The 25,814-nt window shown below is 69.2% G+C and carries 26 protein-coding genes; 20 read left to right on the top strand and 6 right to left on the bottom strand.

The window, feature by feature from the left end; genetic code table 11:
- The first annotated feature begins 9 nt into the window (after positions 1–9).
- The 4 genes from ABDZ89_RS11855 (at position 10) to ABDZ89_RS11840 (ending at position 2,939) form a co-directional block, all read left to right on the top strand.
- Positions 10–201 carry a hypothetical protein gene (locus tag ABDZ89_RS11855; protein ID WP_343779303.1) on the top strand — a complete coding sequence of 64 codons (192 nt, stop codon included), beginning with the start codon at positions 10–12 and terminating at the stop codon, positions 199–201.
- A gap of 118 nt (positions 202–319) precedes the next feature.
- Positions 320–1,363 carry a DUF8127 domain-containing protein gene (locus ABDZ89_RS11850; protein ID WP_343779302.1) on the top strand — a complete coding sequence of 348 codons (1,044 nt, stop codon included), beginning with the start codon at positions 320–322 and terminating at the stop codon, positions 1,361–1,363.
- 239 nt (positions 1,364–1,602) lie between these two features.
- The gene (locus ABDZ89_RS11845) at positions 1,603–1,881 is read left to right on the top strand and encodes a hypothetical protein (RefSeq protein WP_343779301.1); all 279 of its coding nucleotides are present in this window, start codon (positions 1,603–1,605) and stop codon (positions 1,879–1,881) included.
- Positions 1,882–2,027: 146 nt separating this feature from the next.
- Complete coding sequence (locus tag ABDZ89_RS11840; RefSeq protein WP_343779299.1) at positions 2,028–2,939, top strand: HpcH/HpaI aldolase/citrate lyase family protein; 912 nt, start codon at positions 2,028–2,030, stop codon at positions 2,937–2,939.
- A 60-nt stretch (positions 2,940–2,999) separates the two neighbouring features.
- Here the strand turns inward: ABDZ89_RS11840 and ABDZ89_RS11835 are convergent, their stop codons facing one another.
- Positions 3,000–3,368: a VOC family protein gene (locus ABDZ89_RS11835; protein WP_343779297.1), complete on the bottom strand. Its 369-nt coding sequence runs from the start codon at positions 3,366–3,368 to the stop codon at positions 3,000–3,002.
- 115 nt (positions 3,369–3,483) lie between these two features.
- On the opposite strand from ABDZ89_RS11835, the gene ABDZ89_RS11830 reads away from it, so the two are divergent.
- From ABDZ89_RS11830 to ABDZ89_RS11800, 7 genes are all read left to right on the top strand, one after another.
- Positions 3,484–6,597 carry an FAD-binding and (Fe-S)-binding domain-containing protein gene (locus ABDZ89_RS11830; protein ID WP_343779294.1) on the top strand — a complete coding sequence of 1,038 codons (3,114 nt, stop codon included), beginning with the start codon at positions 3,484–3,486 and terminating at the stop codon, positions 6,595–6,597.
- A gap of 226 nt (positions 6,598–6,823) precedes the next feature.
- Positions 6,824–8,644, top strand: a complete 1,821-nt coding sequence (locus tag ABDZ89_RS11825; RefSeq protein WP_371152705.1) for an L-lactate permease — start codon at positions 6,824–6,826, stop codon at positions 8,642–8,644.
- 89 nt (positions 8,645–8,733) lie between these two features.
- Positions 8,734–9,381, top strand: coding sequence for a class I SAM-dependent methyltransferase (locus ABDZ89_RS11820; protein WP_343779290.1), 648 nt, complete (start codon positions 8,734–8,736; stop codon positions 9,379–9,381).
- On the top strand, positions 9,378–9,659 hold the full coding sequence (locus ABDZ89_RS11815) for a DUF8101 family protein (RefSeq protein ID WP_343779288.1): 282 nt from the start codon (positions 9,378–9,380) through the stop codon (positions 9,657–9,659). The genes ABDZ89_RS11820 and ABDZ89_RS11815 overlap by 4 nt, the downstream gene beginning before the upstream one ends.
- Positions 9,660–9,683: 24 nt before the next feature.
- On the top strand, positions 9,684–10,628 hold the full coding sequence (locus ABDZ89_RS11810; protein WP_343779286.1) for an ABC transporter substrate-binding protein: 945 nt from the start codon (positions 9,684–9,686) through the stop codon (positions 10,626–10,628).
- Between the two features lie 105 nt (positions 10,629–10,733).
- A complete protein-coding gene (locus tag ABDZ89_RS11805) occupies positions 10,734–11,000 on the top strand; it encodes an AbrB/MazE/SpoVT family DNA-binding domain-containing protein (protein ID WP_343779284.1) in 267 nt (88 codons plus the stop codon).
- 3 nt (positions 11,001–11,003) lie between these two features.
- Positions 11,004–11,363: a type II toxin-antitoxin system PemK/MazF family toxin gene (locus ABDZ89_RS11800; protein ID WP_343779282.1), complete on the top strand. Its 360-nt coding sequence runs from the start codon at positions 11,004–11,006 to the stop codon at positions 11,361–11,363.
- Positions 11,364–11,390: 27 nt separating this feature from the next.
- Here ABDZ89_RS11800 and ABDZ89_RS11795 read toward each other — a convergent pair whose 3' ends face one another.
- Positions 11,391–11,849: a hypothetical protein gene (locus ABDZ89_RS11795; protein WP_343779279.1), complete on the bottom strand. Its 459-nt coding sequence runs from the start codon at positions 11,847–11,849 to the stop codon at positions 11,391–11,393.
- A gap of 55 nt (positions 11,850–11,904) precedes the next feature.
- Between ABDZ89_RS11795 and ABDZ89_RS11790 the strand changes: the two genes are divergently transcribed.
- Complete coding sequence (locus tag ABDZ89_RS11790; RefSeq protein WP_343779278.1) at positions 11,905–12,972, top strand: ABC transporter ATP-binding protein; 1,068 nt, start codon at positions 11,905–11,907, stop codon at positions 12,970–12,972.
- Positions 12,969–13,814 carry an ABC transporter permease gene (locus ABDZ89_RS11785; RefSeq protein WP_371152699.1) on the top strand — a complete coding sequence of 282 codons (846 nt, stop codon included), beginning with the start codon at positions 12,969–12,971 and terminating at the stop codon, positions 13,812–13,814. Before ABDZ89_RS11790 ends, ABDZ89_RS11785 begins: the two co-directional genes overlap by 4 nt.
- Before the next feature lie 234 nt (positions 13,815–14,048).
- Here the strand turns inward: ABDZ89_RS11785 and ABDZ89_RS11780 are convergent, their stop codons facing one another.
- Positions 14,049–14,534: a DUF7529 family protein gene (locus tag ABDZ89_RS11780; RefSeq protein ID WP_371152697.1), complete on the bottom strand. Its 486-nt coding sequence runs from the start codon at positions 14,532–14,534 to the stop codon at positions 14,049–14,051.
- 80 nt (positions 14,535–14,614) lie between these two features.
- Between ABDZ89_RS11780 and ABDZ89_RS11775 the strand changes: the two genes are divergently transcribed.
- The 5 genes from ABDZ89_RS11775 (at position 14,615) to ABDZ89_RS11755 (ending at position 21,468) form a co-directional block, all read left to right on the top strand.
- A complete protein-coding gene (locus ABDZ89_RS11775; RefSeq protein ID WP_343779277.1) occupies positions 14,615–17,335 on the top strand; it encodes a dipeptide ABC transporter ATP-binding protein in 2,721 nt (906 codons plus the stop codon).
- Positions 17,336–17,437: 102 nt separating this feature from the next.
- The gene (locus tag ABDZ89_RS11770) at positions 17,438–19,150 is read left to right on the top strand and encodes an ABC transporter substrate-binding protein (protein ID WP_343779275.1); all 1,713 of its coding nucleotides are present in this window, start codon (positions 17,438–17,440) and stop codon (positions 19,148–19,150) included.
- A 50-nt stretch (positions 19,151–19,200) separates the two neighbouring features.
- Positions 19,201–20,214 (top strand): ABC transporter permease, encoded by a 1,014-nt coding sequence (locus ABDZ89_RS11765; protein WP_343779273.1) that lies wholly within the window; start codon positions 19,201–19,203, stop codon positions 20,212–20,214.
- Positions 20,211–21,128 (top strand): ABC transporter permease, encoded by a 918-nt coding sequence (locus ABDZ89_RS11760; protein ID WP_343779271.1) that lies wholly within the window; start codon positions 20,211–20,213, stop codon positions 21,126–21,128. Before ABDZ89_RS11765 ends, ABDZ89_RS11760 begins: the two co-directional genes overlap by 4 nt.
- Positions 21,121–21,468: a DUF7268 family protein gene (locus tag ABDZ89_RS11755; protein WP_343779269.1), complete on the top strand. Its 348-nt coding sequence runs from the start codon at positions 21,121–21,123 to the stop codon at positions 21,466–21,468. Before ABDZ89_RS11760 ends, ABDZ89_RS11755 begins: the two co-directional genes overlap by 8 nt.
- 345 nt (positions 21,469–21,813) lie before the next feature.
- On the opposite strand, the gene ABDZ89_RS11750 is transcribed toward ABDZ89_RS11755, so the two are convergent.
- Positions 21,814–22,263 carry an acyl-CoA thioesterase gene (locus tag ABDZ89_RS11750; protein WP_343779267.1) on the bottom strand — a complete coding sequence of 150 codons (450 nt, stop codon included), beginning with the start codon at positions 22,261–22,263 and terminating at the stop codon, positions 21,814–21,816.
- A 204-nt stretch (positions 22,264–22,467) separates the two neighbouring features.
- Here ABDZ89_RS11750 and ABDZ89_RS11745 point away from each other — a divergent pair, with 204 nt between their 5' ends.
- Positions 22,468–24,054: a methyl-accepting chemotaxis protein gene (locus ABDZ89_RS11745; RefSeq protein WP_343779265.1), complete on the top strand. Its 1,587-nt coding sequence runs from the start codon at positions 22,468–22,470 to the stop codon at positions 24,052–24,054.
- Positions 24,047–24,787, top strand: a complete 741-nt coding sequence (locus ABDZ89_RS11740; RefSeq protein ID WP_343779263.1) for a hypothetical protein — start codon at positions 24,047–24,049, stop codon at positions 24,785–24,787. The genes ABDZ89_RS11745 and ABDZ89_RS11740 overlap by 8 nt, the downstream gene beginning before the upstream one ends.
- Positions 24,788–24,885: 98 nt before the next feature.
- Here ABDZ89_RS11740 and ABDZ89_RS11735 read toward each other — a convergent pair whose 3' ends face one another.
- Positions 24,886–25,365 (bottom strand): PIN domain-containing protein, encoded by a 480-nt coding sequence (locus tag ABDZ89_RS11735; RefSeq protein ID WP_343779261.1) that lies wholly within the window; start codon positions 25,363–25,365, stop codon positions 24,886–24,888.
- Complete coding sequence (locus ABDZ89_RS11730) at positions 25,362–25,610, bottom strand: UPF0175 family protein (protein ID WP_343779259.1); 249 nt, start codon at positions 25,608–25,610, stop codon at positions 25,362–25,364. The genes ABDZ89_RS11735 and ABDZ89_RS11730 overlap by 4 nt, the downstream gene beginning before the upstream one ends.
- Between the last annotated feature and the right edge of the window lie 204 nt (positions 25,611–25,814).

Here is a 25,814-nt window from a genome sequence, read left to right as displayed (position 1 = left end):
GTCCAGTCCATGTGGGTAGTTGTCATGTGCCACCATTACGACGAGGCGATGACCTGGGAGGAGGTTCAGGCGCGCCACCGGGCAGACGAGACGGACGAACCAGTCGACGAGATCCCCGACGCCGACGCGGTCGACGAGCCGGCGGGCGACGCGGAGGAGTCCGAGCCCCCGGCGGAGCCCCGCGCCCCGGCCGACGACTGACGCGGTCGGGCACGACCCCGTCTCGAACCCCGATTTTCTATCGCGCGTCCACCGCGGAGCCGCGGCCGCGGCGCCCCCGAACGAAATATTTTCAATCGGAATTCGCGAACGTCCGTCCGTGTCTTCCGCCCTCCCTCCCCTCCGAACTGTCGCGATCGCGTCCCTGATTCTCGTCGGCGTCGCGCTCAGCTTCGCCTTCCACGCGACGGCCGGCGACGCGGAACTCACCTACGAGGCGACGGCCGTCGAACCCGGCGAGGACTCGGGCTTGGTCGCACGCGCGGCGTCCAACGTCACCGACCTCGACGAGCGACTCTCGGACACGCCCGACCAGTACCGAGAACCGATTCGCACCGCCGCCGCGACCGGATCCTTCGACGGCACGCTCTCACCGGAACTCCACATCGCGCTCGACGACGTCGAGACGCCGTACGTGCGGTACGACGAGCGCTACTACGAGTGGACGTTCTCGACGCGCGGCGAGACGACGAACGCGACGATCGAGATGCGACCGACCGACCCCGAGTCGGTGTTCGCGGCCGTCGCCCGTCCGGCGTCCGCGGCACCGTCGGGCGTTCGGACGGCGATCGACGAGGGGACCGCGAACGAATCGGGCGTCCGGTCGGGGCTGTACCGCCTTGACGGGGCGTACTACGCCGTCGCGCCCGAAAGCGAGGCCGCCGTCTTCGCCCAGTTCGCGGGCGCCATCGCGGGGTTCGCGCTCACGCCGGTCGGCCGGGGGTACGCCGCAGTCGGACTCGGACTGCTCGCGTACCGGTATCGGGAGCCGACCCGCGACCGACTCCTCACCGTTCGCCGGGCCGTCGCGGTCGCCGCGCTCGCGCTTCCGGTCGCGCTCGTCGCCACCGCCCTCTTCGAGACCGGATCGCTTTCCCGCTTCGTGACCGGCCCCGCGACCGCTGCGGTCGTCGCGTCGGGCGTCGTCGCCGGCGTGTGCGTCGCCCAGAGTCGGTGGCGCTCGCTCGCTGGCGTGACGGTCGGGGTCGGGCTGCTCGCGACGGCCGCGATCACGGCCGCCATCGGTCCGACCGGCCTCGTCTTCGGGCCGCTCGCCGCGATCCTCGGCTTCGTGACCGGGCTCGTCCCGTTCGGGTACGGCTACTGGTTCGCGCGGACCGGACCGGGACCGACGACCGGCTAGCGGGGTCGGCGCTGACTCTCCCTGACGCTCGACCGTTGAGCCGCCGTCATGGCCCGAGGTTCTGGCATGTCCTGAACTCTCATTCGGGACCGTTCAGGGGGATCCCGAACTCGTTCAGCCGGTGAAATACGAAGTCGGTCGGGGTACGCACTCCGACACCTCCGGCACGGAGCGGTTCACATGTCCACGCGACCGACTACCACACGACCCGGCAACCAGCGCACGACGGTGATCGACCGATGAGGCGACGGGCGGTCCAGACGGCAGCGATCGCCGTGTTCGTGGCGTCGATACTCGCGGTCGGCGTCGGCTTCGCAGGGACCGCGGCGATTCAAGACGACGGCGGGGAGGTCTTCGTCGACGAGGACGGTGAGGTCGTCTCGAACGATCGACCGACCGGCGGCGATGTCTCGATCGGCGAGCCGGGGCTGATATCGCTCCGGACGCTCGGCGCGGTCGGCGTCGCGATCGCGGTGGCGCTCCTCGTCGTCGCCGCGGTCCGACGCGCCGACCGCTAACCGTCCGGCTCGGGCGGGTTGGTCGCGGTCGGCACGACCCACCGCCGCGACGACGCAGCCCTGCTATTTACTCGTATTCAAGTTAGTGAAAATACCCCCGCGTGAGGTATCTTTATTTTCATAGAAAAGCGTGATAGACTCGCTACATGACCGACGTGACACTTCGCCGCACGCAGCTCGCGACGCCGGCGAGCGACGAGAAGATGATGCGCTCGGCGGCCGACAGCGACGCCGACGAGGTGTTCTTGGACCTCGAAGACTCCGTCGCCCCGAACGCGAAGCCCGACGCCCGCGAGCCGCTGATCGCCGCGGCCCGCGAGGAGGACTGGAGTGACAAGGTGTTGAGCTTCCGAATGAACGGCATCGACACCAAGTGGTGGTACGACGACCTGATCACCGTCGTCGGCGAGGCCGGCGAGCACATCGACGACGTGATCGTTCCGAAAGTGAAGTCCGCGAGCGACGTTCACACCGTCGAGAACCTGCTCGAACAGGTCGAGGCGAACAACGACCTGGAGGTCGGTCGGATCGGCATCGAGCCGCAGATCGAGGACGGCGAGGGGATCCACAACGTCCACAAGATCGCGCACGCGTCCGACCGGCTGTCGTCGATCATCTTCGGGCCCGGCGACTACTCCGCCGCGATGGGGACCCCCGGCCTCGACATCGGCCAGTTCCCGGAGTACCCCGGCCACTACTGGCACCACGCGCTCTCGGAGTGTAACTCCGCGGCGAAGTCGGCGGGGCTGCCGTGTCTCGACGGTCCGTACGCCGACATCGAGGACGCAGACGGGTTCCGCGAGTCCGCCGAGAACGCCAATATGATCGGCTGCGACGGCAAGTGGGCGATCCACCCCTCGCAGATCGAGATCGGCAACGAGGTGTTCGCGCCGGACCCGGAGACCGCCGAGCGCGCCAAGCGCATCGTCGACGCCTACGCCGAGGCGATGGAGGAGGGCAAAGGCGCGGTCAGCGTCGACGGCCAGATGGTCGACGAGGCGACCAACAAGATGGCCCAAGACATCGTCGAGACGGCCGAGGCCGCCGGCATCCTGTAGGCGGTCACGGATCGTCTCGTCCGGCTTCGGTCACCCGTTTTCTTTCCAGCGTCCGACCGCTCAGAGCGGCTCGATCAGCTCCACCACGTGCCCGTCCGGGTCCTTCACGAACGCGGTGCGCGCGCCGGCCTCGGGCTGGTCGCCCGGCTCCTTCACGGCCCCGTGGTGGTCGATCTGGGCGAACGCCGCGTCCACGTCCTCGACGCCGACGGCGACGTGGTCGTAGCGGTCCCCGTCAGCGCTCGGCGTCTCGCCGTCGGTGTCCGACAGCTGGAACTCGACGCCCGCGTCGTCGGCGACGTACACGTTCCGCGTGTCGCCGTCCGCGGTCGCGAACTCCCACGACCGCTCGAACCCCAGCTCCTCGACGTACCAGTCGGCGGTCCGGTCCGCGTCGGCGACGTTCAGACAGGTGTGGAGTATCTCCATGTCCCGGCGTGTGCCGGCGGCGTAATAAATCCCGACTGCCGGCTCGAGGCGCACGGCCGCTCGCAAAACCTTCATGAACAAAGGTTTTATTCTCGCTTCGCCACGGTGATACGGTATGGCAAGCGAGCCCACGGCAGGGAGTGACGTGCCCGTCCAGGGGACCCAGTCGGCCGCACTCGGCCACGACCGGCCGGACGTCCCCGCCTACCGATCGCTCGCGGCCGACCTCCGCGAGCGCGTCGCCGGTGAGGTCCAGTTCGACGAGTACGCCCAGGTGTTGTACGCCACCGACGGCAGCGTCTACCAGGCGCGGCCGGCGGGCGTCGTCACCCCGCGCTCGGTCGCCGACGTACGAGCGGCGATGCGGGTCGCGGCCGACCACGGCGTCCCCGTGATCCCGCGGGGCGCGGGGTCGTCGTTGGCCGGTCAGACCGTCGGCCCCGGCTGCGTCGTCCTCGACTTCTCGAAGCACATGGACGAGATCCTCGAGGTGCGTCCCGACGACCGGCGCGCCGTGGTCCAGCCGGGCGTCGTCCAAGACCACCTCGACGACCGGCTGGCCGAGGACGGGCTGAAGTTCGCGCCCGACCCCGCCTCCTCGGCGCGGGCCACGGTCGTCGGCGGGATCGGCAACAACTCCACGGGCGCCCACTCCGTGCGGTACGGGATCACCGACGCGTACACGGAGCGGCTGAAAGTCGTGCTCGCGGACGGGTCGCTGATCGAGACCCGGGAGGTCGTCCTCGACTCGCCGGAGTACGAGGCGATAGTCGAGGGCGACGACCGGGAGGCGGCGCTGTACGAGGCGGCCCGGCGGCTCGTCGAGGAGAACGAGGCCGCGATCGACGAGAAGTACCCGAACCTCAAGCGATCGGTGTCCGGTTACAACCTCCACAAGGCCATCTACGAGAACGACGACGGCGAGCGCGTGATCAACCTCACGAAGCTGTTCGTCGGCGCGGAGGGCACGCTCGGGACGATCGTCGAGGCCGAGGTGTCGCTCGTCACCCGCCCCGAGGAGACGGCGCTGGCGCTGTACACCTTCGACTCGCTCGGCGACGCGATGCGGGCGGTGCCCGAGGCGCTTGAGTTCCCCGTGAGCGCGGTCGAGCTGATGGACGACGAGGTGTTCGCGCTCGCGGCCGGCTCACAGGAGTTCGCGCAGTACGCCGAGCCGATCCCGGAGCGGGCGGCCGCGGCGCTCATGCTGGAGTGGGACTCCGAGCTCGTCGACGACTTCGAGGCGGCGATCGCGGACACGACGGCGCACTTCGTCGATGCCGGCGACGCCTTCGACGTGTTAGCGGCGTACACGCCCGCCGCCCAGGACGACCTCTGGAAGCTGCGAAAGGCGGCCATCCCCCTCCTGATGAGCATGGAGGGGGACGCGAAGCCGTACCCGTTCATCGAGGACGCGACGGTGCCGCCCGAGGAGCTCGCGGAGTACGTCGGCCAGTTCGAGGCGGTCCTCGACGACCACGACACCTCGGCCGCCTACTTCGCGCACGCCGGGTCCGGCACGCTCCACATCCGCCCGATCCTCTCGCTGAAGGAGGAGGGGGGCGTCGAGAAGATGCACTCGATCGCCGACGACGTCACCGACCTCGTCTTGGAGCACCACGGCGCGTTCTCCGGCGAGCACGGCGACGGGCTCGCGCGCACCGAGTTCAACCCGAAGATGTACGGAGAAGACCTCTGGTCGGCGTTCCAGGAGCTCAAATCGACGTTCGACCCCGACTGGCGGATGAACCCCGGCAAGGTCGTCTACGTCGACGGCGACACCGCCGCCGAGCGCGGCTACCCCGACACCGCGGCCGACACTGACATGCGCGAGAACCTCCGGTACGGGCCGGAGTACCAGTCGATCGAGCCGCAGACAGAGCTGGACTTCTCGGAGGAGGGCGGCTTCTCGCACCTGGTCGAGCTGTGTAACGGCTGCGGCACCTGCCGGGAGACCGACTCCGGCGTGATGTGCCCCACCTACCGCGCCTCCGAGGAGGAGATCCAGGCGACCCGCGGCCGGGCGAACATGCTGCGGGCCGCGATCAGCGGCGAGCTGGACGACGACGAGATCCACTCCGACCGGTTCCAAGAGGAGGTGCTCGGGCTCTGCGTCGGCTGTAAGGGGTGTAAAAGCGACTGCCCGACCGGCGTCGACCTCGCGAAGCTGAAGGCCGAGGTGAAACACGAGCACCACGAGGAGGAGGGCGCCGGGCTCCGCGAGCGGCTCTTCCGGGACATCGACCGGCTGTCGGCGCTCGGCAGCGCGCTCGCGCCGGTGTCGAACGCGGCCTCGAAGATCCCGGGCGCCCGGCGGGTGATGGACACGGTCGCGGGGATCGCGCCCGACCGGGAGCTGCCGCCGTTCCGGTCGACGAGCTTCGAGGCGTGGTTCGACGCGCGGGGCGGCCCGGCGGTCGCGCCAGACGAGGCGGTCGACACCGTCGCGCTGTTCCCCGACACGTACACCAACTACAGCTACCCGGCCGCCGGGAAGGCCGCGGTGCGCGTCCTGGAGGCCGCGAACGTCCGCGTCGAGGTGCCCGACGACCTCGCGCCCTCCGGCCGCGCGGCGTTCTCCACCGGCTTCCTCGACGACGCCCGCGAGCGCGCCGCGACCAACGTCGAGCGGCTGGCGCCCCGCGTCCGCGACGGCCACTCCGTCGTCTTCGTCGAGCCCTCCGACGCCGTGATGTTCCAGGACGAGTACCTCGACCTCCTCGACGGGCCCGACGTCGAGGCCGTCTCCGCGGCCGCGTTCGGCGTCCTGGAGTACCTCGACGCCGGCCGCGTCGACGAGCGGCTGGCGTTCGACGCGCCCGCCGAGACGCTCACCTACCACGGCCACTGTAACCAGAAGGCGACGAACAAGGACCACCACGCGGTCGGGGTCCTGCGCCGCGCGGGCTACGACGTGGACCCGCTCGACTCCTCGTGTTGCGGGATGGCGGGTTCGTTCGGCTACGAGTCCGAGCACTACGACCTCTCGCAGGCGATCGGCCGGATCCTCTTCGACCAGGTCGAAGACAGCGACGGCGACGTGGTGACCGCGCCCGGTGGCTCCTGTCGGTCGCAGCTGGGCGACCGCGATGGCGCGACGAACCCGCCGCACCCAATCGAGAAGGTCGCGGCCGCGGCGACAGGGCCCGCGCCCGACGCCGGCGCCGACCCGACCGACGCCGGCGCGGGCGATGTCGACGCGACGACGCCGTCGCCTGCGGACGACTGAGGCGGGATCGCCGCCCGTCTTCGGCCGTCTCTACCTTCGGGATCTGTCACGGTCGGATCCGAACCCTCCGACTGCGCTGTCTCCGCGGATGATCGTGAGGTGACCATAATCATTGTTTCCAGCAGATTTAATTGATGAGATTGAGACGCCCCAGATATGCCACTTCGTGGCAGGCTCAAGGCACGGGTTCACAGGCGGGTGAGCCCTTGGGGTATCGCGAGTCGGGATGACGACTGCGGCGTCCGTGTCGGAGGTGGTGTCCGTGGCTGACCCGCTGCTCATTCTGCTGGCGCTGTTGCCGCTCGCGGCGATCGCGATCATCATGGTCGCGCTCTACCAGCCGGCGACGATCACGATGCCCATCGCGTGGGCCATCGCGGCCGGGGCCGCGTACGTCGGCTGGGAGATGACGCCGACGTTGATCGTGGCGGCCTCCATCCGGGGGGCGCTGACGGCGACGCGGATCCTCGTCATCGTCTTCGGCGCGATACTGCTCCTGTACACGCTCAAGCAGTCGGGCGCGTTCGAGGTCATCAACGCGGGCTTCTCCTCGATCAGCGACGACAGGCGCGTGCAGGTCGTCCTGCTCGTGTTCCTCATGGGGTCGTTCATCGAGGGCGCGGCCGGGTTCGGGACGCCGGCAGCCATCGTCGGCCCGCTGCTGGTCGGACTCGGCTTCCCGCCGCTGGCCGCGGTGGTGGTCGCCCTGACCGGGAACATCCTCGCGATCACCTTCGGCGCGGTCGGGACGCCGCTCATCATCGGGTTCGAGGACGTCGTCTTCGGGCAGGACCCGATGGAGGCCGGCACGGCGGCGTACCAGGTCGTCCAGAACGGCGGCTTCGAGAGCGTCGGCGCCTACGTCGCCCAGATCGGGCTGTGGGCGGCCGTCATCCACGCCGTCGTAGGCGTCGCGATCCCGTTCATCGGGGTCGCGATGATGACCCGCTTCTTCGGCGAGGAGCGCTCGCTCAAGCCCGCCATCGAAGTGCTCCCGCTCACGCTGTTCGCGTGGGCCTCCTTCGTGGTTCCGTACCTCCTGACGGCGTACTTCCTCGGGCCGACGTTCCCGGGGCTGCTGGGCGCGATGGTCGGCCTGCTCGTCGTCGGTTCGACGCTGCGCGCGGGCTACTTCCTCCCGGACGAGGAGTGGGACTTCGGGCCGCAAGAGCAGTGGCCCGACCACTGGATCGGCAAGATCGAGCCAGGAGCGGGCATGGGTAACGTCGACTCCGACCAGAAGATAGCGGCCGACGGCGGCACGAGCCGCTTCGAGGAGATGCACGGCCAGGACATGTCGCTCGGCATGGCGTGGGCTCCCTACATCCTCGTCGCCGCCCTGCTGATCGTGACGCGGGTCGTCGGTCCCGTACAGAGCTTCCTGTCGTCGACCGGCGTCATCACGTGGAACAACATCCTCGGAACGCCGTTCTCCGAGGGAGTCGAGATGCTCTACCTCCCGGGGTCGCTGTTCGTGCTGGTCGCGGTCGTGACGTACGGGCTCCACGGCATGGACGCGGAGGGGATCAAAGACTCGTGGGGAGAAGCCGTCTCGAACATCATCCCGGCGGTCATCGCGCTGTGGTTCGCCGTCGCGACGGTGATGATCATGCAAAAGACCGGCGCCGACATCGTGGTCAACAGCGTCGAAACCGTCGACATGGGGATGCTGCAGCTGCTGTCCGCCGAAACGGCGTCCCTCACCGGAGCGGCGTTCCCGTTCTTCTCGGGCTTCATCGGCGCGTTCGGCGCGTTCATCGCCGGCTCGAACACGGTCAGCGACATCCTGTTCGGCCTCTTCCAGTTCGAGGCGGCCCAGCAGATCGGTGCGCCGACCCAGATCGTCGTCGCCGCGCAGGCGGTCGGCGGCGCGATCGGGAACCTCATCGCCATCCACAACGTCGTCGCCGCGCTCACGGTCGTCGGCCTCATCGGCGAGGAGGGGCGCGTCATCCGGCTAGAACTGATACCGGTGCTGTACTACGGCGTCGCCACCGGCATCATCACCCTGCTCCTCGCGTACGTGGTGGTCCCCGCGACCTTCTGAGGGCCGCGGACCCGTCTCCCTCGCTCGCGGCGCTTTCCGCGGCCGCCGTCCGCCCGAGGAATCATGCCGCTCGCGCCCCTGCTACCCGTATGGACCGAAACGAGGTGCGCCGCGCGTGGGACGAGGTGGCCGAGACGTACGCCGCCCGGCGCGACCCCGACGGCTCGGACGCGGCGCTGATCGACGACCTGCTCGCCTCGCTGGCGGGCGACCCCGCCGTCGACGGCGACCCGCGTGTCCTCGACGTGGGCTGCGGCGACGGCGCCCGCACCCTCGCGAACCTCCCGCCCGGCAGCGTCGGGCTGGACGTCTCTCGGCGCGGGCTGGACCTCGCCCGCGAGACCGTCTCTGCCGCCCGGCTCGTTCACGGCGAGCTGACGGCGCTCCCGTTCGGCGACGACCGCTTCGACGCGGTCACGGCGTACCACGCGGTGTTTCACGTCGAGCGCGAGCGCCACCCCGAGGCGTACGCGGAGTTCGCTCGCGTCCTCCGGCCGGGCGGCCGACTCCTGATGACGCTCCCGGGCGGCCGCTTCGAGACGGTGCGGCGCGGCTGGATGGGCGGCCGGATGTTCTTCTCCGCCCCGGGGGGCGACCGGACGCTCGATCAGCTCCGCGCGGCCGGGTTCACGGACGTCGAGACGACGACCGCGATCGATCCGCTGGGCAGCAGCACGGAGTTCGTCTTCGCGACGCTGGGCGGCGACCGAACCGACGACCCGCAAAGCCGGCCGTGACCCGCTCGGACGAGGTACCCCACGACGTGCGCGCGAGCCTCGAACAGCTCCTCGCGGCGGCGGAATCGGCGGCCGCCGACGGCGACGACGAGACCGCGCGGGCGGCGCTCGACACCGCCGAGACGGTCGCGACGAACAAGCTCCCGGCCGGCGAGCGCCGCGACCGCGTCCGGTGGGGCTGTGCGGCGGCGGCCGACGCGCTCCCGAACGGCGACCTCGCGGCCGCGTACGCGACGGCGACCGCGAGCGTCGTCGGGGCCTCGGACCCCCAACTTTAGTCGGCCGAGCGCTTCGAGTCGAGCATGCGCGTCGCCTCCCTGCTCCCCTCCGCCACGGAAACGCTGTTCGCGCTCGGCGTCGAGCCGGTCGGCGTCTCCCACAGCTGTGACCACCCGCCGGCCGCCCGCGAGCTGCCGAGGCTGACGAGCACCGTCGTCGACCACGAGGACCGGTCGGCGGCCGACATCGACGCCCAGATGCGTTCGGTCGACGGTGCGGTCTACGACCTCGACGAGGACCGACTCGCCGCCGTAGAGCCCGACCTCCTCGTCACGCAGGCGACCTGCGACGTCTGCGCGGTCGACGCGAGCGAGGTCCGCGCGGCCGCCGACCGCCTCGACCCGGAACCCGACGTGCTCGCCTGTGACCCCCACTCGTTCGCCGACGCGCTCGACGACGTCGTGCGGATCGGCGAGGCGGTCGGCGAGGAGGCCGCCGCGAGCGAGCTCCGGGCCGGCCTCAGCGAGCGCGTCGACGCGGTCCGCGAGCGGGCCGAGCGCGCGGTCGCCGACGAGGGGCGCCCCCGGACCGCGGTCCTCGACTGGACGGACCCGCCGATCCGGGCGGGCCACTGGGTGCGCGACATGGTCGAACTCGCCGGCGGCGACCCGTCCTTCCAGCCCGACGGCCCCTCCGAGCCGGTCGCGTGGGAGGACGTGTGCGCGCGCGACCCCGAGGCGCTCGTCGTCGCGCCCTGCGGGTTCGACCGCCAGCGCGCCGAGCGGGCGGTCGACGACCTCGCGGAACGACCCGGGTTCGACGACCTCGCGGCGGTCGCGAACGGTCGCGTCTACGCGGTCGACGGCAACGGTCTGTTCAACCGGCCGAGCCACCGCCTCGTCGACTCGCTGGAGGCGCTGTTCGCCTGTCTCCATCCCGACCACGCCGCGACGCCGCCGGCCGGGCACGACCGGATCGCCCGCGTCGACGCGGCCGTGACGCCTTCGGTGCGCGCCGACGGCGGGTGAGGCCGATCTCCCCGGTGACTTGCCCCTGGTGGCGATCTCCGGGGTCGATACGTACTGTTCACCCCCGCCGAAGCGTTTACCAATATGAATATGATATGAATATGTATGAGTAACGGCGAACGCCGAAAGATCGGGGAGCGAGGGCAGGTGACGATCCCCAAGGAACTCCGAGAACGGTTCGGAATCGAGAGCGGAGAAGAAGTCGTGATCCGCGAAGAGGCGGGAAAAATCGTTATCGGGCGATCGGTCACCCGAGAAGAGTTGGCCGAGGGATACCGTCAGCGAGCCCAACGGGACGCCGACCTCGCCGACGAACTGGAGACCGTCTCGGCGGAGGCGAACGACCGCCTCGGCGATCCTCCGGAGTGGTAGCGGATGGCCGTGTCCGTCCGTCGAGGCGACGTCGTCATCGTCGAACTCGACCCGACACAAGGGTCCGAACAGCGGGGAACGCGGCCGTGTCTCGTCGTCCAGAACGACGTCGGGAACGCGAACGCGCCAACGACGATCGTCGTGCCGTTTACCACTTCGTTCGGCGAACAACTGTATCCGTTCGAGGTGTTCGTCCCGGCCGAGGAGAGCGCGCTTCGGGACGACTCGGTCGCGCTCTGTAGCCAGATTCGGACCGTATCCATCGAGCATCGGGTCACGGAGAATCTCGGACCGATTCCGCAAGAGCGGCTGGACGAGGTCGACACCGCCCTCGAATACAGCCTCGGACTCACGATGATCTGAACGGAGGCGGCCGTCTCTACCGACCCGTCAGGTCTCCGACCGCTCGCGCAGCCCCGACAGCGTCGCCGCCTCGCGGAGGTCGTCGACCGTACAGTACCACGCGCCGCGCACGCCGTTCAGATCGTTCTCGACGGGACTATCTAGAGGGACCAGCTCGTCGAACTCGAAGACGACCACGACGCGCTCCTCCGAGAACGGGTCGATGAGCGCCTCCCAATCTTCCTCGTCCATCGGGCCGGGCTCGCCGCGCGCCTGCTCGGTGCGAGCGGTGACGCGGGCGTAATGAGTGATCGCCGACACCGGCGCGGTCCGGTAGAAGGCCATGTACTCGAAGTCGGCGCGGGTGCGGTCGTACGAGCGCGGCGCGGGGTAAAACCCCTCGCGACAGCGCTCGAAGGTGTCCGGCCGGGTCGCGACGACGCAGACTCGGGCGCCGCCGGGCGCGTCGTCGGCGGGCGCGTCCGCCGCGAACCGGTCGAGGTCCATGTCCGCGCTGGGGGGCGAGCGCGGATATATCCCCGCTCGGCTCGTACCCATGGCAATGGCACGGAGCGCGGCGAGCGCGAGCGGTGGTCCCCGCGAGCGCGACGAGACCCGGAGCGCGGACGACGACGCGTCCCTCGGCGAGCCGACCGGCCCGCCCGCCCTCTCGGTTGAGCGGCTCACGAAGCGGTTCGGCGAGGGCGACGACGCGGTGACCGCGGTCGACGACGTGAGCCTCACCGTCGAGCGCGGGTCGGTCGTCGGCCTGCTCGGTCCCAACGGCGCGGGGAAGACGACGCTGATCAAGTGCGCGCTCGGCATCGTCATCCCCGACGCGGGCTCGGTGCGGGTGTTCGGCAACGACGTGCGCGACGGCCGGCGGGCGGCCTACGCCGACGTGGACGCGATGTTGGAGGGCGCGCGCAACGACTACTGGCGGCTCACGGTCAGAGAGAACCTGCGCTACTTCGCGACGATAAGCGGGGTCGACCCCGACTCCGTGGCGGCGCGTCACGACCGCCTGCTCGACCGGCTCGACCTCGCAGACAAGGCGGACACGCCGGTCCGGGAGCTCTCGCGGGGCATGAAACAGAAGGTGTCGCTGGCGAGCGTGCTGGCGGGCGGCGCGGAGCTGGTCTTCTTAGACGAGCCGACGCTCGGGCTCGACGTGGAGAGCGCGCGGACGCTCCGGGCGGAGCTGCGCCGCCTCGCGGTCGAGGAGGGGCTCACCATCGTCGTCAGCAGCCACGACATGACGACGATCGAGGCGGTGTGCGACCGCGTCGTCATGCTGTCGAACGGCCGAATCGTCGCCGACGACACCGTCGAGGCGCTGCTCGGCGGGACGGACCGCGACGTCGTCCGCGTGGCGAGCCCGGACCTCGACGCGGAGACGGTCGCGGGGCTCCGCGAGTCGTTCGACGTGCGGGCGGTCGACCGCGAGTCGCGCCCGCCCGCGGTGACGGTCGTCGCCGGCGGTGACCGGCTGTACGACCTGATGGACGCGCTACGGGCCGCGGGCGTCACCGTCTCCGACCTCCGGACCGTCCAGCCCGACCTCGAGGACGTGTTCCTCGAACGCACGGGCGTCGCGGGCGACGGCGGACTCGGGGGTGCGTCGCGGTGAGCGCGGACGCGTCGCGCTCGGACGGACCGACCGGTAACGGCCACGCGGCCGTCGATGAGGAGCCGCGTCCGGCCACCTACTACCACCTGGCGCGAGCCGTGTTGTACCGGGAGTACCTCATCTTCGTGCGCTATCCGGCCAACGCGATCGGGGGGATCGTGGTCTCGCTGTTCTTCTTCGCCGCGCTGTTCCTCGGCGGGCAGCTGCTCGCGGGGCAGGCGCTGACGGACTCGATCGAGGGGATCGTCGTCGGCTACTTCCTGTGGACGCTGTCGGTCGGCGCGTACTCGTCGGTCTCCAACGACATCGGCAGCGAAGTCCAGTGGGGCACCTTAGAGCGCCACATCACCACCCCGTTCGGCTTCGCGCCGGTCGCGCTGTTGAAGGGGATCGCGAAGGTGGTGCGGACGTTCCTCACGAGCGCCGTCATCCTCGCGCTCATGCTCGTCATCACGGGGACGCAGCTCAGCCTCGCGCCGCTGACGGTGGTCGTCGTCGCCGGACTGTCGATCACCTCCGTCCTCGGGCTCGGCTTCGCCGCCGGCGGCGTGACGGTCCTCTACAAGCAGATCGGCAACTGGCTCAACCTCCTCCAGTTCGGGTTCGTCGCGCTGATCTCGGCGCCGGTCTTCGACCTGCCGTGGACGCGGGTGCTCCCGCTGGCGCACGGCAGCGCGATGCTCCAGCGCGTGATGGTCGACGGCGTCCGGCTCTGGGAGTTCCCGCTCGTCGATCTGGCGCTGCTCGTCGCGGTCGCCGTCGGCTACCTGATCGGCGGCTACCTCGTGTTCGAGTACGCGACGGCGCGGGCGCGGCGGCTCGGCGTGCTCGGCGACTACTGACTCACACTTCCCGCCCCGCGGGGCGGCATCTTCACGAACGAGCGCGATCGCGCCGGCACGCTCGACGTGCCTCACTCTCCGACTGACGCAGCGGGGGACGCTCGCGACTGCGAGAGGCGCCGCCTCGAACGACGAGGCGATCGGCGTTCGAGCACGGACCGCTCGCACGCCCTGCCCGCGCTCGCCCCTCTAAACTCACCGCCGCACGATCACTCCGAGCCCGCGGGACTCCGATCACTCGACCGGTTCCGGGAGGAACGGCGCCGGATCGTCGTGGACGAACCGCACGGTGTCGTCGTTCAACCGACGGCAGAAGAGGCGCACGGTCCCCGCCTCTCTGATCGATTCGATCGTCTCCGCCGCCTGGCTCGGATCGTAGTACGCGGGGACGAAGACGGCCGTTTCGCTCTCGGGCGCGACCTCGACGACCAGCACGTAGAGCAGTTCGTCTCCCTCCGCCCGGAACACCTCGACGTCTCGAAACCGTCGGTCGTCGACGAGCGACTCTAGCTCCTCGAACTCCGGGCCGGGGAGGACGACGTCGAGGCCGGTCCGACGGTCCGAGTCGACCAGGACCGAATCGCCGGGATGGAGTTCGAGCGTCGTCCACCCGCGCTCTCGGTACTCCGCCGCGGTCGCTTCCATGTCCTCGATGACGGCGGACCACCCGTCTCCCGCCCGTACGTTCGTGGGCACGTCGTCGCCTGCGGGTTCGCTCATACCAGCAGACGCTCGGGTAGTCGTATAAATGGTTCCACTGTCCCCAAGATATATTTCCGTAAGGCGCGCTACCGCCGACAGTGACCGATCTGCTCTCGCTTTCGGCGCTCCGGACTCAGTTCAGAACCGAACGGGGCGCGGTCAAGGCCGTCGACGGTATCGACCTCTCGATCGAGCACGGCGAGACCGTCGGCCTCGTGGGTGAGTCGGGTTCCGGAAAGAGCGTCACCGCCCTCTCTGCGATGGACCTCGTCGACGACCCCGGCGACGTCGTCGGTGGCCGGATCACCCTCGCGGATCCGGCGCTCGCCACCGCCCTCCTCGACGAGTTCGACGACGCGTACGTTCCGTACCCGTCCGGACTGATCGACGCGATCGCGGCCGTGAGCAGCGGCCTCCGCGCCGGACGGCGCGTTCCCGACACCCCGGCCGAGCTCCGCGGAATGGTCGACGACCTCGCCGCCGAAGCGGACCCGGAAGACCTCGCCAGCGACCTCAGGGCCGCCGCAGATCGCCTCGAAGCCGACGCCGACCCGAAGACCGTCGGCGACGACCTCGAGGCCGCACTCGCCGACGCCGTCGACGGCTTCGTCTTCCTCGACGCCGACGCCCGCGAGCGGATCCGCGCCGGCGCGGCGCCGAGCGACGTCGACGTCGACGAGGGGATCATCGACGTGACGGCAGCTCCCGAGGCGGCCGTCCGCCGGGTCCGCGGCGGCGAGATGGGGATGATCTTCCAGGACCCGATGACCTCGCTCAACCCGGCGGTCACCGTCGGCGAGCAGATCGCCGAGTCCCTGCGGCTCCACCGGTACGGCGGTCAAAAGCACGACTCGTGGTTCAACGGGGTCCGCGAGATCCTCCCGAAAGTCGGGGGTCGAGACGGTGACGAGGAGGTGATGGACGAAGTCGTCAGAATGCTTCAGGCGGTCGGCATTCCGGAAGCGAAACAGCGCCTGGACGACTACCCACACGAGTTCTCGGGGGGGATGCGCCAGCGCGTGCTCGTCGCCATCGCGCTCGCCTGCCGGCCGAACCTCCTCATCGCCGACGAACCGACGACCGCGCTCGACGTGACGATTCAGGCGCAGATCCTCGATCTGATCGACGACCTCCAAGAGGAGTTCGGGATGTCAGTCCTGATGATCACTCACGACCTCGGCGTCGTGGCCGAGACCTGTGACCGCGTGGCCGTGATGTACGCCGGCGAGATCGTCGAGGAAGGCCCAGTCGAAGAGATCTTCTCCAACCCCAGCCACCCCTACACCTACACGCTGCTCGAATCGATCCCCACCGAGAAAAAAGAGCGGCTGACCCCGATCGAGGGGAACGTCCCCGACCTGATCGACATGCCCGACGGGTGCCACTTCGCGCCGCGCTGTCCCTGGGCCGAACCCCAGTGCCGCGAGGGGGAGATCCCGTTCCTCCAGCACGGCCCGGACGACGTCGACCACCGGTCGAAATGCGTCCACGACGAGTTCGACAAGGACATGTACGGGACCGACGCGCCCGCCGCTGGTGCCAGGTCCGCCATCGGCGACCCGCTCGTCGAGGTCCGCGAGATGCGGAAGTACTACCAACAGGAGGCCGGCGCGCTCGACCGCGTGTTCGGCGGCGGCGACCCGAGCGTCAGGGCCGTCGACGGGATCGATCTCGACGTCCACGAGCGGGAGACGCTGGGGCTCGTCGGCGAGTCCGGCTGCGGGAAGTCCACGGCGGGACGGGCGATCCTCCACCTGGACCCGCCGACCGACGGGAAGGTCGTGTTCGCCGGTGAGGACCTCGGCTCGCTCTCGAAGTCGGACCTCCGCAAGCGCCGGAAAGACATGCAGATGGTGTTCCAGGACCCGATGTCGAGCCTCGACCCGCGGATGACGGCCGGCCAGACGATCATGGAACCGCTGAAGATTCACGACCTCGCCGAGGGACGCCGCCGCGAGCGCGTCTTCGAGCTGATGGACGCGGTCGGGTTAGAGCGCGGCCAGTTCGGCCGATACCCGCACGAGCTCTCCGGCGGTCAGCGTCAGCGGGTCGGCATCGCGCGGGCCCTTGCGGTGGACCCCGACTTCATCGTCGCCGACGAGCCGGTGTCGGCGCTCGACGTCTCCGTTCAGGCGCAGATCATCAACCTGCTGGAGGACCTCCAAGAGGAGTTCGGGCTCACCTTCCTGTTCATCGCCCACGACCTGAGCGTCGTCCGCCACATCTCCGACCGGGTGGCGGTGATGTACCTCGGCGAGATAGTCGAGGTCGCCGAGACGGGCGAGCTGTTCGAGACGCCGAAACACCCGTACACCAGAGCGCTCCTGTCCGCGATCCCGGAGCCCGACCCCCTCGCCAACACGGACGATCGAACGATCCTCAAGGGGGATGTCCCGTCACCGATCAACCCGCCCTCCGGCTGCCGGTTCCGCACCCGCTGTCCCTCGATCATTCCGCCGGACAACCTCGACATCGACCAGGAGCGCTATCGCGAGGTGATGTTCTACCGACAGCGGTTAGAGGCGAGAGACGTCGACCTCGACGCCATCGAGTCGGAGGTCCGCATCGAAGACGAGTCGGCGCGGACCGCCGTCGCCGACGGCGGCGAACATCCGACGCTCTTCGAGTACTTCTTCGACGGTCCGCTCTCGGGGGAGGCGCGAGCGGTCGTGGCCGAGTCCTTCGAACACATCAAACACGACCGGTGGGCGGAGGCAGAGGCCACGCTCCGCGAGACGTTCGAGAGCGTCTGTGAACGAGACAACCCCGAACTCGGCGAGAGCGGCCACCCCGCCGCGTGCCACCTGTACGACGAGTGACCTACCGGCGAGTGATTACAGGACCACTCGGCCGGGTCTTATGACGCGATTGTGTCCTGTCTCTCCACCAGAATTATTTAGGTAGCTCATATATGCCGGTGTATGTGTCCTGATACCACAGGAACGTCACGACGCAGCTTCTTACAACGAGCGGGCGGCGCGACGGTAGCGACGGCATCGGTCGCCTCTCTCGCCGGATGCGGCGGCGACGGCGGCGACGGTGGTGACGGCGGCGACGGCGGTGACGGTGGCGACGGCGACGACGGGATGGACGGTGACGACGGCGGTGACGGCGCGGCGTCTCTCCGCTACGGCCGCGGGGCTCACTCCAGTACCCTCGACCCGCAGAACACGACCAGCGGTGAGGTCGCGAAGGTCACCAATCAGGCGTACGAAGGCCTGATCGCCTTCCAGCCGGGCGAGGCGTCGCTCGTCGAGTCGCTCGCCACCGACTGGTCGCTCGAGGGGGATTCGGTGACGCTCACGCTGCGAGAGGGCGTGAGCTTCCACGACGGGTCGGAGTTCACGGCCGACGACTTCATCGCCACGTACCGGCGGTTCGTCGACGACGACTACGAGTACAACTTCGAGGACGCCTCCGTGTACGGGCCGTTCACGCTCGGTAACTGGATCGACAGCATCGAGGCGCCGAGCGACTACGAGCTCTCGATCACGCTCACCCAGACGTACGCGCCGTTCCTGCGCAACCTCGCGATGTTCGCGGCCGTCGTCATCTCTCAGGACGCGATCGAGGGCGACACGAACCTCGGGGAGGAGATGGTCGGCACCGGCCCGTTCCAGCTCGACACCCTCGACGACGCCAACAACCGCATCCGGCTCACCACCTTCGACGACTACTGGGGCGAGACCCCGAACGTCGACGAGGTGTTGTTCCTCACCCGCGGTCAGAACTCCACGCGTGCCCAGGCGCTCGTCGAGGAGGAGCTCGACATCATCGACGGGCTCGACCCCGACAGCATGCAGATCATCGACGGGTCCGACACCGCGGAGAGCCGGACGGCGACGGGGATCAACATCGGCTACATGGCGTTCAACCTCTCGCGCGTCGAGGCGTTCCGCGACCGCCGGGTCCGCCGCGCGATCAGCTACGCCATCGACACGCAGGCCATCGTCGAGAACATCTACTCGGGGATCGCCACGCAGGCCGACCAGCCGATCCCGCCCGCGCTGTTCGGCCACAACGACGACATCAGCCCCTACGAGTACGACCCCGAACAGGCCCAGAGCCTCCTCGAAGAGGCCGGTTACGGCGACGGGTTCTCCTTCTCGCTGACGACGTTCCAGAACCCCCGCGGCTACAACCCGGCGCCGCTGCCGACCGCGGAAACGATCCGGTCGAACCTCGCCGAGGTCGGCATCGAGGTGTCGATCGACGACCGACAGTTCTCCGACTACCTCACGTACACCAGTCAGGGCAGTCACGACGCGACGCTCGCCGGCTGGTACACCGACAACGCCGACCCCGACAACTTCTGTTACGTCCTCTTGCACCCGCAGACCGACGTGCCGGAGGGACAGGATTGGGTCTCTTGGGACACCGAGGGGTTCAACACCTCGAACAACGCCGCGTGGGCCAACAGCGAGTACATGAGCGTCGTCGAAGAGGCTCAACGGACCACGAACCAAGAGGATCGGGCCGAGCTGTACCGGGAGGCCGCTCAGATCGCACACGACGAGGCGCCGTGGGTGTTCATCGACTACGCCGACGAGGTCCGCGGCGTGTCCAACCGCGTGAGCAACTACACCGTCGCGGCGATCGGCGGACCGTTCCTCGAAGCGGTCGAACTCGAGTAGCTCGCACCGAACACAGACTTTTTGACCGTCCCGCGCACCCGTTCCCCTGAATGGTCTCGAAACGCTTCGTTTTCAAACGGCTGCTCATGCTTATCCCCGTGCTGTTCGGGGTCGCGACGGTGGTCTTTGCCATTCTCCACCTCTCCCCGGGCGATCCCGCCGTGGTCATCGCCGGCGAGCGAGCCAGCCAGGAGTTCGTTGACCAGGTGCGATCCGACCTGGGGCTCGACGACCCCCTCTGGCAGCAGTACGTCCGCTTCCTCGGTGAGGTCGTGACCTTCGACTTCGGTCAGTCCTACCAGGTGAACCGAGGCACGCCGGTGAGCCAGATCCTCACGGACCGGCTTCCGATCACGATCGAACTCGCGCTGCTCGGGCAGTTCGCCGGTCTCCTGTTCGGGCTCCCGCTGGGGATCCTCAGCGCGGTCAAGCAGGACACGTGGACCGATCACCTCACCCGAATCGGCGCGCTGAGCGGAATCAGCGTCCCGATCTACTGGAGCGGCCCGCTGCTCATCCTGCTTTTCGCGCAGTTCCTCGGTCTCCTCCCGACCAGCGGTCGAATCGGCTCCGAGTACTTCGTCGAACCGGTCACGGGACTCATCCTCGTCGACACGCTGTTAGCGGGGAACATCGCGGCGTTCCAGTCCGCGGCCGTCCATCTGCTCTTGCCCGTGGTGGTGCTCGGCATCTATCAGATGGCGCTGCTCTCGCGGATGATGCGCTCGTCGATGGTCGAAGTGCTCCGTCAAGACTACATGCGGACCGCTCGGGCGAAGGGGCAGGGATCGAAGATCACCGTCATGAAACACGGGCTTCGCAACGCCTTCATCCCCGTCATCACCGTGATCGGCATCCAGTTCGGATCGCTGCTCGGCGGTGCGGTGCTCACCGAAACCGTCTTCGAGATCAACGGCATCGGAACGCTCCTCGTCGACGCGATCAACCGTAGCGACTACCCCGTCGTCCAGGGAACCGTCCTCGTCTTCGCCGTGTTGTACACGCTGGTCAACTTGGGCGTCGACCTCACCTACTCGGTCCTCGATCCACGCATCGAACAATGAGCACGGAGACACAGACCGGAACCGTCGACCGAAGCATCGCCGAGCGGCTGCGCGCGAGCCCGTTCCTCTCGCAGCTCCTCTCGAACCGACTCGCGATCACCGGGATCGTCATCATCGTGGCCGTCGTTCTCGTCGCGGTCTACGCGCGGTTCACCTACGACCTCAGCGAACTCATGGCGACCCAGTTCGGGACGAATCCGGCTGAGTCGCCGCCCAGCTCGGAGTACCTCTTCGGAACGGACGGGCAGGCCCGCGACATCTTCCCGCGCGTGATGTACGGGGCTTGGTACGCGGTCCTCTACGGCACGGTCACCGTCGTCGCCTCGACGTTCCTCGGGGTGAGTCTCGGAATCGTCGCGGCGTACTACGGCGATCTGACCGACAACGTCATCATGCGGACGATGGACGTCCTGCTGTCGTTCCCGTCCCTACTGTTAGCGCTCGCGCTCGTCACCATCTTCCCCGAAGAGCTGGGGCTGTGGCGTGCCGTCGGGGCGCTGACGCTGGTCTACACCCCTCGGTTCGCCCGCGTCGTCCGCGGAGCCGCGCTGAAGGTGCTCGAAGACGAGTACACCGACGCCACGAAAGCGCTCGGCGCGACGGACCCGCGGCTGCTCGTTCGCCACGTCCTCCCGAACTGCCTCGCGCCGATAACGGTCCAGTCGACGCTCAACTACGGGCTCGCGATCATCGACATCGCCGCGCTGTCGTTCCTCGGGTTCGGCGCCAGCCCGGGGGAGCCGACGTGGGGCATGATGCTCTCGAACGGCGTCGAGTTCGGGCTGTTCTCCGGGGCGTGGTGGTGGTCCTTCTTCCCCGGTCTGCTGCTCGCGCTGACGGTGCTCGGGTTCAACCTCCTCGGTGACGGGATGCGCGACGCGCTCGACCCCCGGATGCGAGAGACCGTTGACTGACCGCGACGGACGGCCGTCCGGACGGACGGTCGCGCGGTGGGTCGGCATCGGCAGCCTCCTCGGGGTCGTCGTCGCGGGCGCGCTCTTCCCGTTCGCCGGGGCGCGGCGAGCGACCGACACCTCGTTCGCGCTCGGCGTGCTGCTGTTCGGCTTCGGCGTCGCGACGTGGGGCGGCTCGGTCGGGTTCGGCGACTCGATGTCGGCGGTTCAGCGCCATCTCGGTGGCGAGTCCGCGTGGAGCCGCGAGGGCGCGCGACAGGCGTTCGCCGTGTTGACTTGGGTCGGCGCGGGCTGGGCGGGGACCGCGGTTGCGGCGTCGATACTGCTCGTCGGCCTGTGAACGGGGCGCACTCCGGCACCCCGTCTCGGCGGGACCGCTCCGCCGTCGCGAGAGGGCACGAACCATCGGGTCACAGCGGCTCGACCGGCTTCACTACGTTCCCGTCCTCGCGACCCCGGAGTCTGCGCCGGCCCGACCTGTCGCCTGGCCGTCTCACCGCGCTCCGGCGCTCGGTCGGCGCGGCGGCCTCGCCGACGTCGTCCGTCCCGACCGCGAGGAGGCGCCGAGCCTTCGCCGCACCCGATCGAGAGCATCGAAGCGGTGACGCCCGACGCGGCGGCTGGACACACCGAACCCGTCCCGCCCGGTTCGCCCGAGTTCCGCCCCATCGCTTCTCGCGGACCGTCACCGGTCCTCGTCCGGCTCCGCGGCGAGCGCCTCGTCGCGGAGTTCTCGGCAGCGCTCGCCCGTGACCTCGAGTTCAGGGACCGGCGTCGGGCTCCCGTCGGCGTCTACGGCGACGAACACGAAGTACGACTCCGTGGTGAGTTCGCGCTCGCCCGTGCGCGGCGACTCGCGGTACGCGCGGATCCGCGTCCGGAGGCTCGTGCGCCCGACCGCGTACACGTACGACTCGATGACGCAGGTGTCGCCCTGCGGGACCGGTCGCTTGAAGTCGAGCCCGTTGATCTTGGCCGTGACGCAGGTCTCGCCGGCGGCGCGCATCGCGGACATCGCGCCGATCTCGTCCATCCACTTGACGACGTTCCCCCCGTGTGCGGACGCGTAGTTGTTCGTGTGGGTCGGCTGGACGCGCTGGCGGTTCTCGATGTACGTGTCGCTGACACTCGGCATGGTCGTGGGTAGCGCGGCCGGGGGAAAAGCCCGATCCCCGGTTCGACTCCCCGTCGCGGCTCGGGAGCGATCGAACGCCACGGACGGTCGCGTTCGGTGTTCTCGGAGCCGGTCGGGGACGCTCTCGGACCGATCAAATTATCGTCTCGTATAATTCGGTCTGTACTCCTAAGTAGGGCGTCTCGTTCCTCTCAGATAACACGTATGTTGGACGCGATCACCACGCGGTACGGTCGCCGGGTCGGCGCCTCCGTCATCCTGACGCTCGCCGTGACGCTCGGGTTCGTCGCCCTCTTCGCGGGACACGTGGCGACGGCCGGGACGGCGGCGGCCGCGACGGCGGCGCTGGTCTCGGTCGGCGTCGTCGTCACGCTGAACCTCGGACTGTTGGGCATCGTCCTGGTCGGGAACGTCGCGGTCGAACTCCGCCGGCTGACGGAGACGGCCGAGGCGGTCGGTCGCGGGGAGTTCGACGCGAGCGCGACCTCCGACCGGCCGGACGAGATCGGCCGGCTCTTCGAGGCCTTCGACGAGACGCGGCGGTCGCTCCGGGACGCGGTCGCCGAGTCCGAGCGCGCGCAAAGCGAGGCGGAGGCGGCCCGCGAGGAGGCGGAGTCCATGTCGGAGACGCTGTTAGCGCGCGCCGACGAGATCGGCGGCGCCATGGAGGACGCCGCCGACGGCGACCTCACTCACCGGCTCGACGAGGAGAGCGACGTCGACGCGATAGAGCGCATCACGGCCGCGTACAACGAGATGACGGGCGGGCTCTCGACCACCGTCGAGGACATCCAGTCGTTCGCGGGCGACGTGGAGGCGACGAGCGAGGAGATGGCGGCCGAGGCCGACGACGTGGCGGCGATGAACCAGGAGGTGGCCGCCGAGATGCGGGGGCTGGCCGACGAGTTGGATGAACAGACCGACCGGCTGCGCGAGACGGCCGCCGACACGGACGACTTCTCGGCGACCGTCGAGGAGATCGCGTCGACGACCGACGAGGTGGCGGGCGACGCGTCCGCCGCGGCCGAGCTCGGCACCGAGGGCGAACGGCGGGCGACCGAGGCGATCGAGGCGATCGTCGCCATCGGCGACCTCCTCGACGAGCTCGACGACCTGGTCGCCGGGCTCGACGACCGGATGGACGGGGTCGCGGAGACGACCGACGTGATCGCGGACATCGCCGAGCAGACCAACATCCTCGCGCTGAACGCCTCGATCGAGGCGTCGCGGGCGGGCGGCGACGGCGACGGGTTCGCCGTCGTCGCGGACGAGGTGAAGGGGCTCGCCGAGGAGACGCGCGAGTCGACGACGGAGATCGAAGCGACCATCGGCGAGGTGACCGAGGACGTGTCGGCGGTCGCCGGCGAGATGGACCGCACGATGACGGAGTTAGACGAGACGACCGCGGCCGTGCGCGCGGCCGGCGACGCGATCGAGGAGCTCACCGGCACCGTCGAGGACGTCGACGTGGCGATGGGCGACATCGCGCGGGCGACCGACGAGGGCGCCGAGGGGATCGAGTCGGTCGCGGCGCGCGTCGAGGCGGTCCACGGCTCCGCCACCGACGCCGCGGACCGCGCCCGGGCGCTCGCGGAGACCGCGGACGACACCGCCGAGACGGTCGGCGACCTCGCGGCAACGGCGACGGCGCTCTCGGACCGGACCGCCTCGCTCACCGAGCGACTCGACCAGTTCGAGACGCGGAGCGAGGGCGACGGTGCGGTCGACGGTGCGACCGGGGTCGCCGCGAGTCCGACCGCCGGCGACGCGGGGGTGAGCGCCGATGATTGAGCCGTCGGTGGTGCGCTTCACCTCCGCGGGGATCTACGCGGTCTCCGCCGTGGTGTTGCTCGCGCTCGCGAGCCGCAAGCCCGCGAGCCTCCGGCGCTACTGTTACCCGTTCGTGGCCGTCGTCGCGCTCGCGGGGCTCGGCGTCGGCCTCTGGGGCGCCGGCATCGGGGCGTTCTCGGTCGCGAACGGCACGCTGGAGGGCGGGCAGCTGATCATCGACTACACCGGCTACCCGTTCCTGTTCGGGTTCGCGGCGTTCGTCGCCGGGGCGAGCCGGCGGTACGTCGGCGGCGTGGTCGCGATCACGGTCGCGATGCGGCTGGGCTACGACTTCGCCGCCGTGTTCGAGGGGCCGCTCGCGCTGGCGGGCACCGGGAGCATCCTCGTCGGCTACGTGGTCCTGCTCGCGCTGTTCTTCGGGCCGCTCGCGACGGCGGCGGCGCGGCAGTCGCCCGCCCGCGAGCTGTTCTACAAGAAGACGCGGAACCTCGCGCTGTTCGCGTTCGGCGTCCTGATCGCGTGGGCGATGTTCCAGATCGCCGGGCTGCTGGACACCTTCACGGGCACGGTCACGCTGGAGTACCTCGACATCCTGCTCCGGGTCGGGTTCGCGGGCTTCGTCTTCGCGAACGTGGAGACGCTGGCGGCGGAGGCGGAGTCTGGAATCGGTGAGGAGGTCGGTGATGCGGGGCCGGGCGCAAGCGCGACGGTGTCGGCGTCGAGTGGGGACTGAGTCGGCGCAGTCGGCTCTTCTCACGGATCCAATCATCTCGTGACTTGCTGCCACGAAACCCGATGAAACGACTGCCCGAACGCCGTGGTTACTGAGGCTTATTCCGCGTCCATCTCAAGAGCGCGTTCGTACAGCGCATCTGAGATCCAAAAGCCAGCCTCACGAAGCGCGTTGAGTTCCGCTTCGAGATCGATCTCTCCCTGACTCGACGCCCGGAGGAGAATTCCCACGACCCCGGTCACCGGCACGTCGTGACGCGTGGCAGTCGCACGGCCTTCTCGCTCGTCAATGAGTACTCGGTCCGCGTCGATATCGATGGCGTGCGCGATAGCCGCGGCCTCGCCGCGATCGAGTTCGCGTTCGAACTCGGTTCGCAACTCCGTCGGCTCCGGCGAGACCACCCGCATCCCGCCTCGATCGCGGAACGCCTCGATGCGGTCGCGGCCGTCGAACCCGGCCGTGAGTTCGTTCCAGACCGCCGTCGGAACGACGACCTCACTGAACTGGGCTTCGACCAGCTGGAGCCGCTCGATGAGTGCCAGGTTCAACAGCGGCGACGTGTTCGAGACGACTGTCATTCCCGAGCGTACTCGACGTCGAGCGCGAGGTCCTCCGCGGTGTAGTGACGCTCGACCTCCCGCTCGCCAAGCAGCTGATGGAACTCCGCCTTCGAGAGGCCGGCCAGCTCTCGTGCCTTCCCGAAGGAGAGATACTCCTCTCGGTACAGCGAGACGGCGAGCTCCTGCCTGACGATGGGCTCGCGATCGTCCGGCGGTGCCGCGATCGCATCTAACACCCCGGCCGGCAGATCGATGCTGCTCATATCCCTTTGTTCGACGCCGCGGGACTTAATATCGCCGCCCAAGGGGGTCGACCGCAAGCTCGGGGTGCGATACGAAGATCTCCACTGGTTCGAGCGCTTCCAGCAGGAAGTCGCACAGTGGATTCGAGACCGCGACTCGTCGTTTTCTCGCACTGAGTACCTGGTGTATTGAAACACAGTGTTGACCGAGTGGGGCGCAGACAG

The organism is Halorubrum ejinorense, from assembly GCF_039522565.1.
GTDB lineage: Archaea > Halobacteriota > Halobacteria > Halobacteriales > Haloferacaceae > Halorubrum > Halorubrum ejinorense.
This window is presented reverse-complemented; position numbering and strand designations above follow the sequence as displayed.

Coding starts and splice junctions, on each gene's coding strand:
- ABDZ89_RS11855 (WP_343779303.1), top strand. CDS start 10: ATGTGGGTAGTTGTCATGTGCCACCATTACGACGAGGCGATGACCTGG.
- ABDZ89_RS11845 (WP_343779301.1), top strand. CDS start 1,603: ATGAGGCGACGGGCGGTCCAGACGGCAGCGATCGCCGTGTTCGTGGCG.
- ABDZ89_RS11840 (WP_343779299.1), top strand. CDS start 2,028: ATGACCGACGTGACACTTCGCCGCACGCAGCTCGCGACGCCGGCGAGC.
- ABDZ89_RS11835 (WP_343779297.1), bottom strand. CDS start 3,368: ATGGAGATACTCCACACCTGTCTGAACGTCGCCGACGCGGACCGGACC.
- ABDZ89_RS11830 (WP_343779294.1), top strand. CDS start 3,484: ATGGCAAGCGAGCCCACGGCAGGGAGTGACGTGCCCGTCCAGGGGACC.
- ABDZ89_RS11825 (WP_371152705.1), top strand. CDS start 6,824: ATGACGACTGCGGCGTCCGTGTCGGAGGTGGTGTCCGTGGCTGACCCG.
- ABDZ89_RS11820 (WP_343779290.1), top strand. CDS start 8,734: ATGGACCGAAACGAGGTGCGCCGCGCGTGGGACGAGGTGGCCGAGACG.
- ABDZ89_RS11810 (WP_343779286.1), top strand. CDS start 9,684: ATGCGCGTCGCCTCCCTGCTCCCCTCCGCCACGGAAACGCTGTTCGCG.
- ABDZ89_RS11805 (WP_343779284.1), top strand. CDS start 10,734: ATGAGTAACGGCGAACGCCGAAAGATCGGGGAGCGAGGGCAGGTGACG.
- ABDZ89_RS11800 (WP_343779282.1), top strand. CDS start 11,004: ATGGCCGTGTCCGTCCGTCGAGGCGACGTCGTCATCGTCGAACTCGAC.
- ABDZ89_RS11795 (WP_343779279.1), bottom strand. CDS start 11,849: ATGGACCTCGACCGGTTCGCGGCGGACGCGCCCGCCGACGACGCGCCC.
- ABDZ89_RS11790 (WP_343779278.1), top strand. CDS start 11,905: ATGGCACGGAGCGCGGCGAGCGCGAGCGGTGGTCCCCGCGAGCGCGAC.
- ABDZ89_RS11780 (WP_371152697.1), bottom strand. CDS start 14,534: ATGAGCGAACCCGCAGGCGACGACGTGCCCACGAACGTACGGGCGGGA.
- ABDZ89_RS11770 (WP_343779275.1), top strand. CDS start 17,438: ATGTGTCCTGATACCACAGGAACGTCACGACGCAGCTTCTTACAACGA.
- ABDZ89_RS11765 (WP_343779273.1), top strand. CDS start 19,201: ATGGTCTCGAAACGCTTCGTTTTCAAACGGCTGCTCATGCTTATCCCC.
- ABDZ89_RS11760 (WP_343779271.1), top strand. CDS start 20,211: ATGAGCACGGAGACACAGACCGGAACCGTCGACCGAAGCATCGCCGAG.
- ABDZ89_RS11750 (WP_343779267.1), bottom strand. CDS start 22,263: ATGCCGAGTGTCAGCGACACGTACATCGAGAACCGCCAGCGCGTCCAG.
- ABDZ89_RS11745 (WP_343779265.1), top strand. CDS start 22,468: ATGTTGGACGCGATCACCACGCGGTACGGTCGCCGGGTCGGCGCCTCC.
- ABDZ89_RS11740 (WP_343779263.1), top strand. CDS start 24,047: ATGATTGAGCCGTCGGTGGTGCGCTTCACCTCCGCGGGGATCTACGCG.
- ABDZ89_RS11735 (WP_343779261.1), bottom strand. CDS start 25,365: ATGACAGTCGTCTCGAACACGTCGCCGCTGTTGAACCTGGCACTCATC.
- ABDZ89_RS11730 (WP_343779259.1), bottom strand. CDS start 25,610: ATGAGCAGCATCGATCTGCCGGCCGGGGTGTTAGATGCGATCGCGGCA.